General features: G+C 62.3%; 16 protein-coding genes. 10 read left to right on the top strand and 6 right to left on the bottom strand.

Annotated elements, in window-relative coordinates:
- Positions 1-62 precede the first annotated feature (62 nt).
- From leuS to ACR0E6_RS19275, 4 genes are all read left to right on the top strand, one after another.
- Positions 63-2,597, top strand: coding sequence for a leucine--tRNA ligase (gene leuS / locus ACR0E6_RS19290; protein WP_480586284.1), 2,535 nt, complete (start codon positions 63-65; stop codon positions 2,595-2,597).
- On the top strand, positions 2,584-3,075 hold the full coding sequence (gene lptE, locus ACR0E6_RS19285; RefSeq protein WP_480586281.1) for an LPS assembly lipoprotein LptE: 492 nt from the start codon (positions 2,584-2,586) through the stop codon (positions 3,073-3,075). The genes leuS and lptE overlap by 14 nt, the downstream gene beginning before the upstream one ends.
- Entirely contained in the window at positions 3,072-4,100 is a 1,029-nt protein-coding gene (holA, locus tag ACR0E6_RS19280) for a DNA polymerase III subunit delta (RefSeq protein WP_480586278.1), read from the top strand. The genes lptE and holA overlap by 4 nt, the downstream gene beginning before the upstream one ends.
- A 68-nt stretch (positions 4,101-4,168) precedes the next feature.
- Positions 4,169-4,756 (top strand): glutathione S-transferase family protein, encoded by a 588-nt coding sequence (locus ACR0E6_RS19275; RefSeq protein WP_480586275.1) that lies wholly within the window; start codon positions 4,169-4,171, stop codon positions 4,754-4,756.
- On the opposite strand, the gene ACR0E6_RS19270 is transcribed toward ACR0E6_RS19275, so the two are convergent.
- Complete coding sequence (locus ACR0E6_RS19270; RefSeq protein WP_480586272.1) at positions 4,753-5,943, bottom strand: TIGR03862 family flavoprotein; 1,191 nt, start codon at positions 5,941-5,943, stop codon at positions 4,753-4,755. The genes ACR0E6_RS19275 and ACR0E6_RS19270 overlap by 4 nt on opposite strands.
- 46 nt (positions 5,944-5,989) lie before the next feature.
- Between ACR0E6_RS19270 and ACR0E6_RS19265 the strand changes: the two genes are divergently transcribed.
- A complete protein-coding gene (locus tag ACR0E6_RS19265) occupies positions 5,990-6,286 on the top strand; it encodes an HNH endonuclease (protein ID WP_480586269.1) in 297 nt (98 codons plus the stop codon).
- Here ACR0E6_RS19265 and ACR0E6_RS19260 read toward each other — a convergent pair whose 3' ends face one another.
- From ACR0E6_RS19260 to ACR0E6_RS19250, 3 genes are read right to left on the bottom strand one after another with little or no spacing between them, the layout of a single operon-like run.
- A complete protein-coding gene (locus ACR0E6_RS19260) occupies positions 6,287-7,024 on the bottom strand; it encodes a VOC family protein (protein WP_480586267.1) in 738 nt (245 codons plus the stop codon).
- On the bottom strand, positions 7,021-7,629 hold the full coding sequence (locus ACR0E6_RS19255; protein WP_480586264.1) for an enoyl-CoA hydratase/isomerase family protein: 609 nt from the start codon (positions 7,627-7,629) through the stop codon (positions 7,021-7,023). Before ACR0E6_RS19255 ends, ACR0E6_RS19260 begins: the two co-directional genes overlap by 4 nt.
- Complete coding sequence (locus ACR0E6_RS19250; protein ID WP_480586261.1) at positions 7,626-8,369, bottom strand: SDR family oxidoreductase; 744 nt, start codon at positions 8,367-8,369, stop codon at positions 7,626-7,628. Before ACR0E6_RS19250 ends, ACR0E6_RS19255 begins: the two co-directional genes overlap by 4 nt.
- A gap of 139 nt (positions 8,370-8,508) precedes the next feature.
- On the opposite strand from ACR0E6_RS19250, the gene ACR0E6_RS19245 reads away from it, so the two are divergent.
- From ACR0E6_RS19245 to lpxK, 5 genes are all read left to right on the top strand, one after another.
- Positions 8,509-10,029, top strand: coding sequence for a DUF2125 domain-containing protein (locus tag ACR0E6_RS19245; protein ID WP_170624617.1), 1,521 nt, complete (start codon positions 8,509-8,511; stop codon positions 10,027-10,029).
- Between the two features lie 135 nt (positions 10,030-10,164).
- Complete coding sequence (locus ACR0E6_RS19240; RefSeq protein ID WP_480586258.1) at positions 10,165-11,511, top strand: TldD/PmbA family protein; 1,347 nt, start codon at positions 10,165-10,167, stop codon at positions 11,509-11,511.
- A complete protein-coding gene (locus ACR0E6_RS19235; protein ID WP_170624621.1) occupies positions 11,498-12,298 on the top strand; it encodes a 3'(2'),5'-bisphosphate nucleotidase CysQ in 801 nt (266 codons plus the stop codon). Before ACR0E6_RS19240 ends, ACR0E6_RS19235 begins: the two co-directional genes overlap by 14 nt.
- Positions 12,295-13,530, top strand: a complete 1,236-nt coding sequence (locus ACR0E6_RS19230; protein ID WP_480586256.1) for a 3-deoxy-D-manno-octulosonic acid transferase — start codon at positions 12,295-12,297, stop codon at positions 13,528-13,530. The genes ACR0E6_RS19235 and ACR0E6_RS19230 overlap by 4 nt, the downstream gene beginning before the upstream one ends.
- The gene (gene lpxK, locus ACR0E6_RS19225; protein ID WP_480586419.1) at positions 13,517-14,515 is read left to right on the top strand and encodes a tetraacyldisaccharide 4'-kinase; all 999 of its coding nucleotides are present in this window, start codon (positions 13,517-13,519) and stop codon (positions 14,513-14,515) included. Before ACR0E6_RS19230 ends, lpxK begins: the two co-directional genes overlap by 14 nt.
- 40 nt (positions 14,516-14,555) lie before the next feature.
- On the opposite strand, the gene ACR0E6_RS19220 is transcribed toward lpxK, so the two are convergent.
- Both ACR0E6_RS19220 and ACR0E6_RS19215 read right to left on the bottom strand, forming a co-directional pair.
- Complete coding sequence (locus ACR0E6_RS19220) at positions 14,556-15,218, bottom strand: DsbA family protein (protein WP_170455256.1); 663 nt, start codon at positions 15,216-15,218, stop codon at positions 14,556-14,558.
- Positions 15,219-15,231: 13 nt separating this feature from the next.
- Positions 15,232-15,738 (bottom strand): DciA family protein, encoded by a 507-nt coding sequence (locus ACR0E6_RS19215; protein ID WP_170737802.1) that lies wholly within the window; start codon positions 15,736-15,738, stop codon positions 15,232-15,234.
- Positions 15,739-15,804: the final 66 nt, after the last annotated feature.

Below are 15,804 nucleotides of genomic sequence, written 5' to 3'. Positions count from 1 at the left end.
AATTTCGCACTAAGACCACGCCGGGTTCTGACCCGGCGTTTTCATTCACGAAGGACCGCATGATGTCGCGCTACTCGGCCACCGAAATCGAAGCAAAATGGCAAGAGGCCTGGGACAAGGCCGGGATCTTCACCGCCAACCACAAGGCGGACAAGCCGAAATACTATGTGCTTGAGATGTTCCCCTACCCGTCGGGGCGCATCCATATGGGGCATGTGCGCAACTACACGATGGGCGACGTGATCGCGCGGCACAAGCTGGCGACCGGGCATAACGTGCTGCATCCGATGGGCTGGGACGCATTTGGGATGCCCGCCGAAAACGCCGCGATGGCCATCGGCGGCCACCCCAAAGACTGGACCTATGGCAATATCGCCGACATGCGCGGACAGATGAAACCTCTGGGCTTGTCGATCGACTGGTCGCGCGAGTTTGCCACCTGTGACCCGGAATACTACGGCCAGCAGCAGGCGTTGTTTCTGGACATGCTCGAGGCCGGGCTGGTTTACCGCAAGAACGCCGTGGTGAACTGGGACCCGGTCGACATGACTGTTCTGGCCAACGAACAGGTGGAAAACGGGCGCGGCTGGCGCTCGGGCGCGCTGGTGGAACGGCGGGAGCTTACGCAGTGGTTCTTCAAGATCTCGGATTATTCCGAAGAGCTGCTGGATGCGTTGGACACGCTCGACAACTGGCCCGCCAAGGTCCGCCTGATGCAGGAGAACTGGATCGGCAAGTCGCGTGGCCTGCAATTCGGCTTTGAGCGCACCGATGGGGGTGAGCCGATCACTGTCTATACGACTCGGCCCGACACGCTGCTGGGTGCGTCCTTTGTGGGCATCTCGCCGGATCACCCGATTGCCAAGGCGCTGGAGTCTGAGAACCCTGAAGTTGCTGAATTTGTTGCCGAATGCCGCAAGGGCGGCACCACCGAAGAGGCCATCGAAACGGCAGAAAAGCTGGGCTATGACACCGGCATCCGCGTGCGCCACCCGCTGGATCCGAATTGGGAGCTGCCGGTGTGGATCGCCAATTTCATCCTGATGGATTACGGCACCGGGGCAATCTTTGCCTGCCCGGCGCATGACCAGCGCGACCTCGATTTCTGCCGCAAATACGGCCTGCCCGTGATCGATACCTTCTTTGCGCTGGACGATGACACGCCGGTCGACAAGATCGCCTTTGTGCCGCCGAAGACCGAAAAGGTGCGCTGGGTGAACCATTTCGGGGGCCTGACCGAGGCCACGGGCGAAGAGGCCATCAACACCACCGTCGATTTCGCCGAAAAGGCGGGCTGGGGTGAAGGTGTCACCAAATACCGCCTGCGCGACTGGGGTCTCAGCCGTCAGCGCTATTGGGGTTGCCCGATTCCCGTTGTGCATTGCGATGCCTGCGGCGTGGTGCCCGAGAAGAAAGAGAATCTGCCGGTCCGCCTGCCCGACGATGTCACATTCGACAAACCGGGCAACCCGCTGGACCGCCACCCGACCTGGCGCGACTGCGCCTGCCCGTCCTGTGGTGCCCCGGCCAAGCGTGAAACCGACACGATGGACACATTCGTCGATTCGTCTTGGTATTTCGCCCGTTTCACCGCCCCGCGCGCGGAAACGCCCACCGATCTGGCCGAGGCCGAATACTGGATGAATGTCGATCAATATATCGGCGGCATCGAACATGCGATTCTGCACCTGCTTTATTCCCGTTTCTTCGCACGGGCGATGCAGATCACCGGTCATTTGCCGAAAAAGGCCATCGAACCGTTCAACGCGCTGTTCACGCAAGGCATGGTGACGCATGAGATTTACCAGACCCGCGACGCCAAGGGGCGCCCGGTTTATCACCTGCCCGAGGACGTGACCGACGGTAGACTGGCCGACGGCACCGAGGTCGAGATCATCCCCTCGGCCAAAATGTCGAAATCCAAGAAGAACGTGGTGGACCCGGTCAGCATCATATCGGCCTTTGGCGCAGATACCGCACGCTGGTTTGTGCTGTCCGATTCGCCGCCCGAGCGGGACGTTGAATGGACCGCCGCCGGGGCCGAGGCCGCGTTCAAACATCTGGCCCGTGTGCATCGCATCGCTTCGGAAATCGCCGAGTCGAACAACCCGGCCAATGCCGAGGACGAGGCCCTGCTGCGCGAGATGCACAAAGCCATCCATGATGTGACCGGCGGGGTTGAATCCTTTGGCTTCAACGCCTCGATTGCCAAGCTTTACGCCTTTACCAATACGCTGGCCAAATCCAAAGCGGGCACCGACGCCAAGCGTCAGGCCGCCAAGACACTGGCGCAACTGATGTCGCCGATGACCCCGCACCTTTCAGAGGAACTCTGGGAGTTGCTGGGCGGCGAAGGGCTGGTGGCAACTGCGCCATGGCCGGTGGCCGATGAGGCGATGCTGGTCGATGACACCATCACCCTGCCGATCCAGATCAACGGCAAGCGCCGCGCCGAAATCAGCGTTCCGAAGGACATGGACAAGAACGAGGTTGAAAAAATCGCGCTTGGCACCGAAGCTGTGCAAAGGGCGCTGGATGGATCGGCCCCGAAGAAAGTGATCGTTGTCCCGGGTCGGATCGTGAATGTCGTCGTTTGACCGAAGAAGTTTTCTGTTGATGCCGCTGGCGCTTGCTGCCTGCGGCTTTCAACCGGTTTACGCTCCGGGCGGGGCAGGATCGGCGCTGTTTGGCAAGGTCGAACTGTCTGCACCAAATAACGAAAACACGTTCCTTCTGGTTCAGAATCTGGAACAGCAGTTGGGGCGCAGTGCGACCTCCGGTAAGGATTACAAGCTGAGCGTGCAGGTCTCTACCCAGATTCAAAGCGCGGCCATCACCACAACCAACGAAACCAACCGCTACACGGTCAACGGACGGGCGCAGTATTCGCTGCGCTCCAACGCCTCGGGGCAGATCGTGGCCTCGGGCACCGTCACCGATTTCGTGGGCTATTCGGCGTCTGGTTCAACGGTTTCCACACTCGCCGATGAACGCGACGCGACACGGCGCCTGATGACGATTCTGTCGGATCAGATCGTCAATCGCCTTTACGCCACGCCGGGCTTGACCGCATGAAGCTGAGCCCGCGTGAGGCTGACGGCTATTTCGCCAAACCGGATGCAGACAAGACCGGCCTGCTGATCTACGGCGCGGATGCCATGCGGGTGGCGCTGAAGCGTCAGCAGGTGCTGGCAGCCTTGCTGGGCGCAAATGCCGAAGAGGAAATGCGCCTGACCCGGATGCCCGGCAGCGATCTGCGCGGCGATCTGGCCCTGCTGCTGGATGCGGTCAAAGCGGTCGGTTTCTTCCCCGGCCCCCGCGCCGTGTTCGTCGAAGAAGCCACGGATGTCGCCGCCCCTTCGATCCTGGCCGCACTAGAGGATTGGGCACCCGGAGACGCCCAGATCATTGTCACCGCTGGGCAGCTGAAACCCAGTTCCAAAATCCGCAAAGCCTTCGAATCGCACCCGGCGGCTTATGCGGTGGGCATTTATGACGACCCACCCTCGCGGGCCGAGGTCGAGCGTGTACTGGCACAGGCCGGATTGCGGAACGTGCCGCGCGACGCGATGTCGGCGCTGAACGAACTGGCCGTCAGCCTCAGCCCCGGCGATTTCGCCCAGACCGTTGAAAAACTGTCGCTGTTCAAGCGCGGAGATGACAGCGAACTCAACCTGGAGGACATCGAAGCCTGCGCCCCCCGCTCGACCGAGGCGGCGCTGGACGATGTCCTGAACGTGGTCGCCGAGGGCCGCGCCGGTGAGATCGGGCCGCTGATCCGGCGTCTGCAGGCGCAGGGTACCAACGGGGTAACACTGTGCATCGGAGCGACACGGCATTTTCGCACACTTTATGCCTGCGCCTCGGACCCCGGCGGTGCGGCGCAGGGCATCGGCAAGCTGCGGCCGCCGGTCTATGGCAAACGCCGCGACCGCATTCTACGGCAAGCGCAAGGGTGGGGTGCGCCCAAGCTGCAGACGGCGTTGACCGTTTTGACCGATACCGACCTGTCCTTGCGCTCTGCCGGGCAAACAGCCCCGGCGATGGCGCTGGTCGAACGTGCCATGATCCGTCTGGCAATGCTCGCCCGGTCGCGCTGACCCTGCGTTTGTCTTGACCCCTGCCCGTTCCGGGCCACACTCAGGCCAGCAAATGGCAGGAGATCAGCATGTACAAGATCTATGGACGCGTCCAAAGCCGCGCCTCGCGCGTCATCTGGTTGCTGGAAGAGCTCGGGCAACCGTACGAGTTGGTCAATGTCGGGCCACGAGATCCACAGGTTGCCGCGTTGAACCACAGCGGCAAGATTCCGGTTCTGGTGGACGGCGATCATGTGATCTCGGACAGTTCCGCGATCATGACCTATCTGGCCGACAAACACGGGGCCTTCACCTTCCCGGCGGGCAGCCCTGAACGCGCTGTTCAGGATTCGGTGTTCCACGCGATTCTGGACGAGCTGGACGCGGTCCTGTGGGTTGCGGCACGGCACGGGTTCATCCTGCCCGAGGACAAGCGTTTGCCGCAGATTGGCGAGGCCGCCAAATGGGAGTTCGATCAGAATTTCAAGCGGTTAGAGAAACGGTTCCAGGGTCCGTTCCTGATGGGCGACCAGATGACCATCGCCGACATCCTGCTGGTACATTGCATGAGTTGGGCAAAGGGCGCGGGCTTTTCGTTGGATTCGGACGTGTTGAAAGCCTACGGCAAAGAGATGCGGAATCGGCCTGCCTATAAGAAACTGGCCCAACTCAATTAATCAGGGCGGTTCTGCATTAGCCGCTCCGCTGCGGATCGACCGGCCCAGCGCCCTGTGGCCAGACACGCCGTCAACAGGTAGCCGCCTGTTGGCGCTTCCCAGTCCAGCATCTCTCCGGCGCAAAAAACGCCTGGCAGGGCCGTCAGCATCAGGCCATCGGTCAGGGCCGCGCGCGAAACGCCGCCTGCGGTAGAAATGGCTTCGTCCATTGGGCGCAGGCCCGCGTGATGCACCGGCAGCGATTTGATGAGTTGGGCCAAGTTATCGGGTGCGGATGGGACAGGTCGCCCGAACTCCATGAGTAACGCCGTTCGGGTCGGCCCCAATTTCAGAACTTTGCGGATGTGATTGGACAGGCTGGCCTTGCCGCGCGGTTTGCTGAGGCGCTGCGCCACGTCGTCCTGCGACACATCAGGCATCAGGTCGAGCGTCAATGGCGCCCCATCCCGCACCGCCTTGCAGATGGTGTAGATGCCGCCGCCCTCCAGCCCGCGGGCCGAGATCACCGCCTCGCCGCGTGTGTGCAAGGACCCGGCTTGCAGGGAAACACCTTTGATCGGCGCGCCGAAATGCGGTGTCATGTGGTCGGACCAGTCGACCAGCAGACCGGCATTGGCGGGGGCAAACGGGGTGATTTGAACACCTTTGTCGGCAAGGGGGGTCGCCCAAATACCGTCCGATCCCAATCGCGCCCAACTGGCCCCGCCCATCGCAAGGATTGTTGCGTCCGCCGTCAGGCTGTGTTCCCCGTCCGGGGTGTCAAATGTAAGCACATCGCCCTGCCACCCGGTCCAGCGCCAGCGCGTCCTGATCTCAACGCCCGCGTCTGAAAGGCGGGCCAGCCACGCGCGCAACAGGGGTGAGGCTTTCATGACAGTCGGAAATACCCGGCCCGTTGAGCCGGTGAACAGCTCTTGCCCCAGACCGCGCGCCCAGTCCTGAACCGCCTGCGCGCCGAACTCGGCCAGCATCGGGCGCAGCCAGTCGGCGGCTTCGTCATAAGACTGGATCAAGGTCTCGAAAGGCTCATCCTTGGTCAGGTTCAGCCCCGATTTTCCCGCCATCAGAAACTTGCGCGCGACCGAGGGTTTGGCCTCGGCCACCAGAACCGCGTGACCGGCCCGGGCAAGCTGTTCCGCCGCCATCAACCCGGCGGGTCCTGCCCCGATCACCACTGCCTGCGCCATTCTCACCCTCTTGCCTTCATCGCCCACGGGCGCATCATTCCCGATCATGACGAACAGCGATCCGATCTGCCCGCTTTGCGACCGCCCGATCCCCGAGGGCGGCGGCAGCCTGCATCATCTGATCCCAAAACTCAAAGGAGGCAAGGGCGGACCCACCGTTCTGCTGCACCAGATCTGCCACAAGGAAATCCACGCCACGCTGACCGAGGCCGAATTGGCGCGCAGTTTCAACACGGTCGAGGCCCTGGGTGCGCATCCCAGGCTTGCGAAATTCCTGAACTGGGTCCGCAAACGCCCGCCCGGTTTTCGTTCGAAAGTGCCGGGCAAACGGCGCGGTCGGTGATCAGCCGGGCAGGACGGGATCCCCAAAGGCATCCGAAACCGGCTGGGCCAAGCCCTCGAACTCCAACCCCTTGTAATCCGGCACAGGTGCGAATTGCGCGCCCTGAATGTGCTGAAATTCCAGCGTTGTGTAGGGGCGCTTCCACAACCATTCGCAGTTTCCGACTGCCCACGGGTCGGGATCAAGCGGGGCATCCTGCGTGAAGGCGTAGAAATGCAGATCGAACCCGTATGGGGCGACGTCCTGCATTGACAGCAGTTTCATGCCCCGGGCGCGGCAGAACGCGTCCTCGGCGGCTATATCGCCGGTACGCAGGGTGATCTGACCGACCCGCGCCTGCGCGAACGGGTTCGCGGGATCGGCTGCATTTTCGGGCCGGTTGCCTTCGAAATCATGTTGCAGAAGTTCGATCACAAAGCCTTCGGGGTCGCTGAGATGGGCCATGTAGCCGATATCCAGAAACTGGCGCGGGACACTGACAGCATGGCCCTGTTTGCTCAACGCCTCAACCGCCGCGTCCACATCGGGCAGAGTAATCCCGATCTTCCAGTATCGTTGCCCCTGATCATGGGCGTACCCGCCGCCACCTGGCATCAGCAACAGATCCGCATCCTGCCCGTCATAGCCGACGCGGCGGTTTTGCCCTTCGGCCCGCACCGACATGCCAAGCGCGTTCCGGTAAAATCCGGCCAGGCGATCCGGATCGGCGACGCGCAATCGCAGCGCGGACAACCTCATCGGCACAGCTCGGCGATGCCAGCGGCGATGTCGGGCTTTGCAGCGACACTGTCCGCCACCAGCTCGCGCGCTGTGGGCATCAGGTCTTCGGGCGCGACGATGCGGTCCACAAGACCGAAGGCATAGGCTTCCTCTGCCGTGATCTTCTGCCCTGCCATCAGGATCAGTTTGGTCCGCGCCGGGCCAATCAGGGCCGCCATGCGTTTGGGATCGGACGGTTGCGGCAGAAAGCCCAGCTTCATCACCGGATAGAAGAACTTGGCCGAGGGCACCGCGATGCGCAGATCACAGGCCAGCACCATCCCGTTGGCCCCACCGGCCAGCGTCCCGTTCAACGCGGCTACTGTCAGACAGGGCAAGGCGGCGATCGCACCCGACAGGCGCTCCCATATATCCGAGGTGGCCAGCCCGGCGCGCGCCTCGTCCAGATCGGCCCCGGCGCTGAACACTTTGCCGGTACCTGTCAGGATCAGGGCGCTGGCCTCGGTCGCGGCCTCGGCAATCTCGGCCAGTTCGGTCAGCATCGCTCCGGTCAAGGCGTTTGCCTTGCCCGGGTTATTGATCGTGACGGTCCAAAGACCGTCGTCCTTCGTCAATTCAATCACGTCAAACCAATCCTTTGGCGGATGTCATCCTGGCGCAGGGAAATCTCGGATCCCAGAAACTCATCGGCGTCCGCCGAACACATCCACATCAGCGCCCGCGCGGGCCAGTCCGCCGGGATGTGAACATCCCAATCCAACTGGCTGACCGGGTTGATGCCGCTGGCCTTGATGACACGTTGCATGTCCGTAGCCACCGTGCCCGGCGACAGACCCATGGCGCGGATACCGTTATGCGCCTCTTCCAGATGCAGGCATTCGGTCAGCATCTTCGCACCCGCTTTCGAGGAACAATAGTGGCTCCAAGCCTCAACAGGGTTCGACGCCGCGCCGGACGAGACGGTCAGGACCGTACCACCCCCGGCGGCGCGCATCACCGGCAGGGCGGCGCGCATGCCGTAGAAGACGCCTTTGAGGTTAATATCGATGGCCTGACTCCAGGATGCAACATCGGCGTTCGACAGGTGAAAGATCGGCTCGATCACACCGGCGTTGCCGATCAGCACGTCCAGACCGCCAAAGCGGGCAACGCAATCGGCCACCGCCTGTTCGACCTGCGCGAAATCACTGACGTCGCAAGCCAGCGCAATCGCGTTATCCCCCAGCGCAGCCGCCAGCGCATCAATCTGATCACGACTGCGTGCAATCAGCGCGACATTGGCCCCGGCTGCGGCAAAAACGCGCCCCGCCTCGGCCCCGATTCCCCGGCTGGCCCCTGTTATGAGTACTGTTTTTCCCTGCATTTCCCCCTCCTCAATCCGTGGGCTGGTCCTTGTCCAAAGCCGTAGCGCGGAAACGGGGAAGGCGTCCAGCCCTTGCCCCTTGACGATACCCGCCGCAACCCCGACCATGCGCCACAAATTGATCAAGAAGGGTTACCTTATGTCTGTTTTCCTTCGCCGCAGCTGCGGCGCAGCCCTGGCTTACGCCGTTGCCACCCAAGGCGCCTGGGCCGACCTGACTGCAAATGATGTCTGGGCCGATTGGCAGAACTATTTCCAGTCGATGGGCTATACAATTACCGGCGATCAAAGCAACGCCGGGGACGTGACCACAATCGCGGACATGACCCTGTCGATGACCTTCCCCGAAGATGACGGTCAGTTCCAGATGGTCATGCCGGAAATGACACTGACCGAAAACGGCGATGGCACCGTCAGCATCGGCTTTCCCGACAGCTTCCCGATGACAATCTCGGGCACGGCCGAAGATGAGGCATTCTCGGTCGACCTGATCTATTCGCAGACCGATCTGGACATGGTTGTTTCCGGCTCGCCCGAAGACATGACCTATGACTATTCCGCATCCACCCTCAGCATCGTTCTGGGCGAGTTGCAGGCTGGCGACGAAGCCCTGCCCGATGATGCTCTGAATGTCAGCTTTGACATGACCGACCTGTCCGGAAGCTCTCGCATGTTGATCGGTGATGAGCGCACAATCGATCAGACGTTCGAAGCCGCCGAACTGTCCTACGACATCCAGTTCGAAGACCCTGAGAACGGCGATTCCGGCCTGTTTGTCGGCAAAATGGACCAGTTGACGTTTGCGGGTGAAAACATCCTGCCGCTGGAATTTGACCTCAGCGATCCTGAGGCGCTGTACGCTGCCGGTTTCGCCTTTGCGGGCGATTTCACCTATGCCTCGGGCAAGACCGATATCAGCGGCGTCAGCGAGGGTGAGCAGTTCAACATGGCCAGCTCATCCGAAGGCGGGCGCTTTGCGGCCAGCATGGATGCCGAGCGGATTGCCTATGATATCGAGCAGAACAATACCAAGCTGGCGGTGACAACGGCGGACCTGCCCTTCCCATTGGAAGCCGCGATGGAGAAAGCCGGTCTGCAACTTGAGATTCCGGTTCAACCTTCGGATGAGGTCAAGCCGTTTGGCTTCTCGATGAACCTGACCGATTTCACCATGTCGGATATCTTGTGGAGCATGTTTGACCCCGCAGGCACTCTGCCCCGCGATCCGGCGACCATCGCGCTGGACACCAGCGGCACCGCCAAAGTTCTGATGAACATCTTCGATCCCGAAGAGGCCGCCGAGTTCGAAGCAACAGGCGAGATTCCGGCCGAGCTGCACTCGCTGAAGATCAACGAGCTTCTGGTTTCGCTGGTTGGGGCAAGACTGACCGGTGACGGCGATTTCACCTTCGACAACGCAAACACCGAGGAATTCGGCATGCCCGCCCCGGCTGGTGTCGCGAACCTTCAACTGGTGGGGGCAAATGCACTGATCGACAAGCTGATCGGAATGGGCCTGATGTCCGACAGCGATGCCTTGGGCGCCCGGATGATGATGGGCATGATGGCGGTGCCGGGGGATGAGCCCGACACGCTGAATTCAACCATCGAATTCACCGAAGACGGCCAGATTCTGGCGAATGGTCAGCGTATTAAGTAAATGTGATCGGGCAAGGGCGTGACCGCGCGCCCTTGCCCTTGACCTACGGTGCAGACGTCACAAAACCATTCGGTCACGGGTCTTGCGAGACGGGCTGTGCAAGGCTAGGTCCATTGCAGTCAAACCGGAGGCCCCATGACGCGCACACCAGAAGAAATCAGCCAATCCCTACTGGATGCGGCCCGCAAAGCCGGGGCTGAAGCGGCCGATGCGATTGTTATCGACGGCTCGTCGGTCTCGGTCGAAGTGCGCGGCGGGGCGCTGGAACATGCGGAACGTTCGGAAGGAACCGATCTTGGGCTGCGCGTGTTCGTGGGCAAACGGCAGGCCATCGTTTCAAGCTCTGACAATCGTCCCGAAACCCTGAACGCGATGGCCGAACGCGCCGTTGCCATGGCGAGAGAGGCCCCTGAGGACCCCTTTGCCGGGTTGGCCGATGCCGCGCAACTGGCCAATGGCTGGGACATCGACGCGCTGGAATTGTTCGACCCCACCCCGGAACCTGCGGCAGATGCGTTGATGCAGGATGCGCTTGCTGCCGAAGCCGCCGCCTTGGCCGTGCCGGGCGTGTCGCAAGTATCCGATGCCGGTGCCAGCTATGGCACCCACCGCATTTTTCTGGCGGCCACGAACGGGTTTTCAGGCGGGTATGCGCGCAGCTATCGCTCGACTTCCTGCGTTGCGATCTCGGGCGAAGGTACGGGGATGGAGCGGGATTATGACGGCGACAGCCGCACGTTCCAGTCCGACCTGCGCGACCCGCAGGAGATCGGTCGCAAGGCGGGCGAACGCGCCGTGGCCCTTGTGGGTGCGCGCAAACCCGAGACCGGCAGCTTTCCGGTTCTGTTTGATGAACGTATCTCATCCTCTTTGATCGGGCATTTGTTGGCCGCCAGCAACGGTGCCGCCATCGCGCGCGGGGCCTCGTGGCTGAAAGACAGCCTTGGGAAGCAGGTTCTGCCCGAACATTTGTCCCTGATCGAAGACCCCAGCCGCCCGCGCATCTCGGGCTCGCGCCCCTTTGATGCCGAAGGTCTGCCGACCCGCCGCCGCGCGATTGTCGAAAACGGCATTCTGACGGGCTGGACACTGGATCTGTCCAGCGCGCGCAAGCTGGACATGGCCTCGACCGGGAACGCCACACGCGGCGTGTCGGGGCCGCCCTCGCCCAGCAACTGGAACCTGAGCCTGACCCAGGGTGACCAAAGCCGCGCGGACCTGATCCGCGACATGGGCACCGGCCTGCTGGTGACGTCGATGATCGGATCGACGATCAACCCGAATACCGGCGATTACTCGCGTGGGGCCTCCGGGTTCTGGGTCGAAAACGGTGAGATCACGCACCCGGTCAACGAATGCACCATCGCGGGCAATCTGCACGACATGCTGAAACGGATGATCCCGGCCAATGACGCGCGGGCTTACCTGTCGCGGGTCGTCCCCTCGGTGCTGATCGAAGGAATGACGCTTGCCGGCAACTGATCTGCCACTTCTGATCGACGCAGCCCTTGAGGCCGGAAAGATCGCAACCCGCTATTCGGGGGCGCAGGCGCAACGCTGGGACAAGCCCGACGGGGCCGGGCCGGTGACCGAGGCCGATCTGGCCGTCAACGCCATGCTGGAGCAGCACCTGCCCGCAGCCCGCCCCGATTACGGCTGGCTGAGCGAAGAAACCGAGGATACGCCGGATCGGCTGAACCGCGACCGCGTCTTTGTCATCGACCCGATCGACGGCACCCGCAGCTTTGCCGAGGGTGCCCGCACATGGGCGCATTCGCTGGCCATCGCTGAGAAGGGTGAGGTCACGGCAGCGGTGATCTATCTGCCCCTGCGCGACCTGCTGTACGCCGCAGCCAAGGGTCAGGGGGCCACGCTGAACGGCGCCCCCATCCGCATCGCAACAACCGCCACGCTGGACGATTCCGAGCTTTTGGCGGCCAAACCAAACCTCGCGCCCCATCATTGGCGTCAGGGCCAGCCCCCGTCGTTCACGCGGGCCTATCGCCCGTCGCTGGCCTATCGCATGGCGCTGGTCGCGCAGGGCCGGTTCGACGGGATGCTGACCCTGCGCCCCAGTTGGGAATGGGACATCGCGGCAGGCGACCTGATCGTGCGCGAGGCGGGCGGCATCTGTTCCGACCGCGCAGGCCAACCGCTGCGCTTCAACAATGCCCATCCCCGCCTGAACGGGGTCATCGCCGCCGGGAAACCCCTGCACGACCAGCTATCCGAGCAACTGGACCCGAACGGCCCCGGGATCAGCGGATGAGCAAGCCCCGCTCTCTCAGCCTTGCGGCCTATCGGGTTCTGTCGTGGGGGGTTCCCAACGGCAATGGCCAGCCCGACCTGCCGCGCCCCGAGGGCGAGCTGATGTGGATCCACATCGCAGATCAGGACCGGCTGCGGGTGATCAATCACTTCTGCCACCGTCTGCAACAGGCCCGTCCCGGCCTGTCCATCCTGCTGACCGCACCGCCAAAGGCCGACCTGAAACGATGGGCCGAAACGCCCTATCCGCTTGTCTCCCTGCCGGTCGAGCACACCGGCGCGGCACGCGGGTTTCTGAGCCACTGGCGTCCGAATATGGGGCTGTGGGTTGGCGGCGGCCTGATGCCCAACATCATTACCCGCGCTCAGGAACGGGGCATACCGCTGATCCTGATCGAGGCGACGCTGGAGATCGTGATCCCCAGAACCGCGCGGTGGCTGCCGGACATTTCCCGGTATACATTTGATTGCTTTGACAGAATCCTGACCAAATCCGAAGACACATCACGCCAGATCCGGCGCATGGGTGTTGCGTCGGCCAAGGTTGCCGTATCTCCGCCCCTGCAAATCAGCCCCAACCCGGAACCTTGGCCCGAAGACGAGCTTATTGAGATCAATCACATCTTTTCGGGTCGGCCCGTCTGGCTGGCGGCCTGGGTGCAGGACAAGGAATTCATCTCGGTTCTCAGTGCCCATCGTCAGGCGATGCGGATGCTGCCGCGTCTGGCGCTGGTGCTGCATGTGGCCGATATGCGCGAAGCCGGACCGCTGCACAGGCGGCTTGAATCGATGGATCTGCGTTGTGCGTACTGGGATCAGGGCGACAAGATCGAAGACACGACTCAGGTCATTCTGACGTCCGAGCCCGAAGATCTGGGCCTCTGGCAACGTGTCTCGTCCGTCACATTCATGGCCAGTTCGCTTGAACGTGGCGCAGGTGGCAAGGACCCGCTTGAGACGATTGCATTGGGATCGGCCATTGTGCACGGCCCCTTTGTGCACAGCCAGCAAGAGCTTTACGATCAGTTGAAACAGGTCAAGGCGGCACGCATGGTGAAATCCGCCACCGAATTGGGCGATGCGATTGTCGAGCTTCTGGCCCCCGATCAGGCGGCGGGCATGGCCCTTGCAGGATGGCAAATGATCACCGAAGGCGCGCCGCAGGCCGACCAGTTGATCGAGATGGTGCAGGAAGCGCTGGACCAGCGGAGTGCAGATGATGCGAGCACCTGAGTTCTGGAATACCGGCCCCGACAAGCTGGACCTGCGGGCCCGGCTGCTGGCCCCTCTGGGTCGTATCTACGCCTCGGCAACCGCGCGCCGCGTTGCAGCCGATGCCGGGGTCAATCCGGGCGTTCCGGTGATCTGCATCGGCAATCTGAATGCAGGCGGAACCGGCAAGACCCCCACGGCGATCTGGGTTGTCGAACAGTTGCGCAACGCCTGGCACGAACCGCATATCGTCACACGCGGACATGGCGGGTCGCTGGAAGGACCGGTGCGGGTCGATCCAAGCAAACATTCGGCCGCGCAAGTCGGCGACGAACCGCTGCTGCTGGCCATGTTTGCCGAGGTTTGGGTGGCCAAGGATCGCGCCGCCGGTGCGCGTGCTGCCGCACAAGAAGGCGCAAGTGTGATCGTGCTGGATGACGGGTTCCAGAACCCCTCGGTCGCCAAGGATTTCTCGATCATCGTGGTGGACGCGCAACGCGGGTTCGGGAACGGGTTGTGCCTGCCTGCTGGGCCTTTGCGCGAACCCGTCGATGTGGGCCTGAAACGCGCCGATCTGGTTCTGTCCCTTGGCGACGCCCCCGCGCAACAGGTATTTGCCGATCAGTGGGGCGATCAGATTTCAGTGCCGCACGCGACCGGTGTCGTCGAACCTTTGCAAACAGGAATGGACTGGGCCGGGTCGCGCGTGCTGGCCTTTGCAGGCATCGGACATCCCGAGAAATTCTTCCAGACCCTGCGCCAGCAAGGGGCCGAGCTGCTGCGGGCCGAGGCTTTGGACGATCACCAACCGCTGACGACAGCCCTTATGACCCGGCTTGAGAACGAAGCCCGGTCCTTGGGTGCCCAGATGGTGACAACGGAAAAGGATGCGGTCCGGTTGCCCGATGCCTTTCGTCGCAAGGTCGTGACCCTGCCGGTGCGCCTGCAAGTGGCAGATGCCGATTCTGTGCGCGAGATGCTGTTAAAGGCGGCACCTTCGCCCTGATGGATCCGGCCAGCCCTGAACGGGCTGACCGGGAATGGGTTTAGCTGCCAAGCTCGGCTTCGATCAGCCGCTTGAAATCCTCGTAGGACTGGTTCGACACCTTCTCGCCGTTGACGATAAAGGACGGGGTGGCCTGAATATCGTCACGCTCGGCGTTTTCCTGATACCACGCAACCAGTGTCTGAGCGCGAGTACCGTCCTGCAGACAGGCCTCTAGCTGATCACCATCGATCCCGGCCAGACGCCCGATCTTGCGCAGTTCATCCACGATTTCCGGCGGGCCGCCCGCGCGGGTCCATTCGGACTGACCCTCATAGATCAGGTCGGTGATGCCAAAGAACTTCTCGGGACCCGCGCAGCGCGCCACCATCGAGGCCCACAGACCATAGCGGTCAAAATACACCTCGCGGTAGATGAACTTGACCTTGCCGGTGTCGATGAAATCCTTCTTGAGCTGCTTATACGCGCCCTGATGGAAATTCGCACAATGCGGGCAGGTATAGGATGCGTATTCGATGATCTCGACCGGCGCGTCCTCGGCCCCTTGCACCATTTCGACGATGGTCGAGGTGTCCAGATCAGCCTCTTGCGCGATAGCACTGCCAACCAGCGGGTTGGCGGGGGTGGAATTCGAGGTTGTCAGCCAATAGCCGCCAGCGGCGACGGCGACAGCCGCACAGATTACGGTTGCAATACGGCTCATTCTCAGCCCTTTCTCAGCGTTTCTGTTTGGATAAAACGTTGCGGCCCAGACGTTCAAGGGCAGCGCGCAAATCACCATCGTGAACATCGCGCGACACTTTGTCTGCCTCGGCTGCAATTTCTGGTTTTATTTCCGGTTTCGCTTGTTTCGGCTTGTGATCGAAACTGGCCTGCCCCTCGGCAAATCCTGTCGGAGCGGTCTGGGTGATGCGAATGCGGCTGATCGCGTTATAGCCGTATACGGCGTTCACTTTGCCGCGCAGCTGTTCCTTCTGCATCTCCAGCATCGGCGCTTGCGGGCCTGTGGTCAAAAGGGTCAGCGTCGCGCCGATCCCGCCCTTGCCATAGCCCACATTCACCGGACGCGCGATCGAGGCGGTGTCCTGCCCCACAATCTCGGCCCAGTGGGTCAACAGACGCGACACGGCAAAGCCCCGGCTTTCCCCGGCGCGCCTGATCTGGTCGTTCAGCAATGTCGCGGTCCGTTTGAACCCGCGGGTCGAAGAACGTCTGCGCTGCATCTGGTTTCCAACTCTTGCGCCGCTATTGTAATGGGCGAAACGGCAGGTGCCAGCGAAACCCGACAG

The organism is Ruegeria sp. AP12 (genome assembly GCF_056540025.1).
The sequence above is the reverse complement of the archived record's forward strand: the minus strand, read 5'-3'. Positions and strand labels throughout refer to the sequence as shown.

Coding starts and splice junctions, on each gene's coding strand:
- leuS (WP_480586284.1), top strand. CDS start 63: ATGTCGCGCTACTCGGCCACCGAAATCGAAGCAAAATGGCAAGAGGCC.
- ACR0E6_RS19220 (WP_170455256.1), bottom strand. CDS start 15,218: ATGAGCCGTATTGCAACCGTAATCTGTGCGGCTGTCGCCGTCGCCGCT.
- ACR0E6_RS19260 (WP_480586267.1), bottom strand. CDS start 7,024: ATGAGGTTGTCCGCGCTGCGATTGCGCGTCGCCGATCCGGATCGCCTG.
- lpxK (WP_480586419.1), top strand. CDS start 13,517: ATGCGAGCACCTGAGTTCTGGAATACCGGCCCCGACAAGCTGGACCTG.
- ACR0E6_RS19275 (WP_480586275.1), top strand. CDS start 4,169: ATGTACAAGATCTATGGACGCGTCCAAAGCCGCGCCTCGCGCGTCATC.
- lptE (WP_480586281.1), top strand. CDS start 2,584: ATGTCGTCGTTTGACCGAAGAAGTTTTCTGTTGATGCCGCTGGCGCTT.
- ACR0E6_RS19215 (WP_170737802.1), bottom strand. CDS start 15,738: ATGCAGCGCAGACGTTCTTCGACCCGCGGGTTCAAACGGACCGCGACA.
- ACR0E6_RS19270 (WP_480586272.1), bottom strand. CDS start 5,943: ATGGCGCAGGCAGTGGTGATCGGGGCAGGACCCGCCGGGTTGATGGCG.
- ACR0E6_RS19245 (WP_170624617.1), top strand. CDS start 8,509: ATGTCTGTTTTCCTTCGCCGCAGCTGCGGCGCAGCCCTGGCTTACGCC.
- holA (WP_480586278.1), top strand. CDS start 3,072: ATGAAGCTGAGCCCGCGTGAGGCTGACGGCTATTTCGCCAAACCGGAT.
- ACR0E6_RS19230 (WP_480586256.1), top strand. CDS start 12,295: ATGAGCAAGCCCCGCTCTCTCAGCCTTGCGGCCTATCGGGTTCTGTCG.
- ACR0E6_RS19250 (WP_480586261.1), bottom strand. CDS start 8,369: ATGCAGGGAAAAACAGTACTCATAACAGGGGCCAGCCGGGGAATCGGG.
- ACR0E6_RS19265 (WP_480586269.1), top strand. CDS start 5,990: ATGACGAACAGCGATCCGATCTGCCCGCTTTGCGACCGCCCGATCCCC.
- ACR0E6_RS19240 (WP_480586258.1), top strand. CDS start 10,165: ATGACGCGCACACCAGAAGAAATCAGCCAATCCCTACTGGATGCGGCC.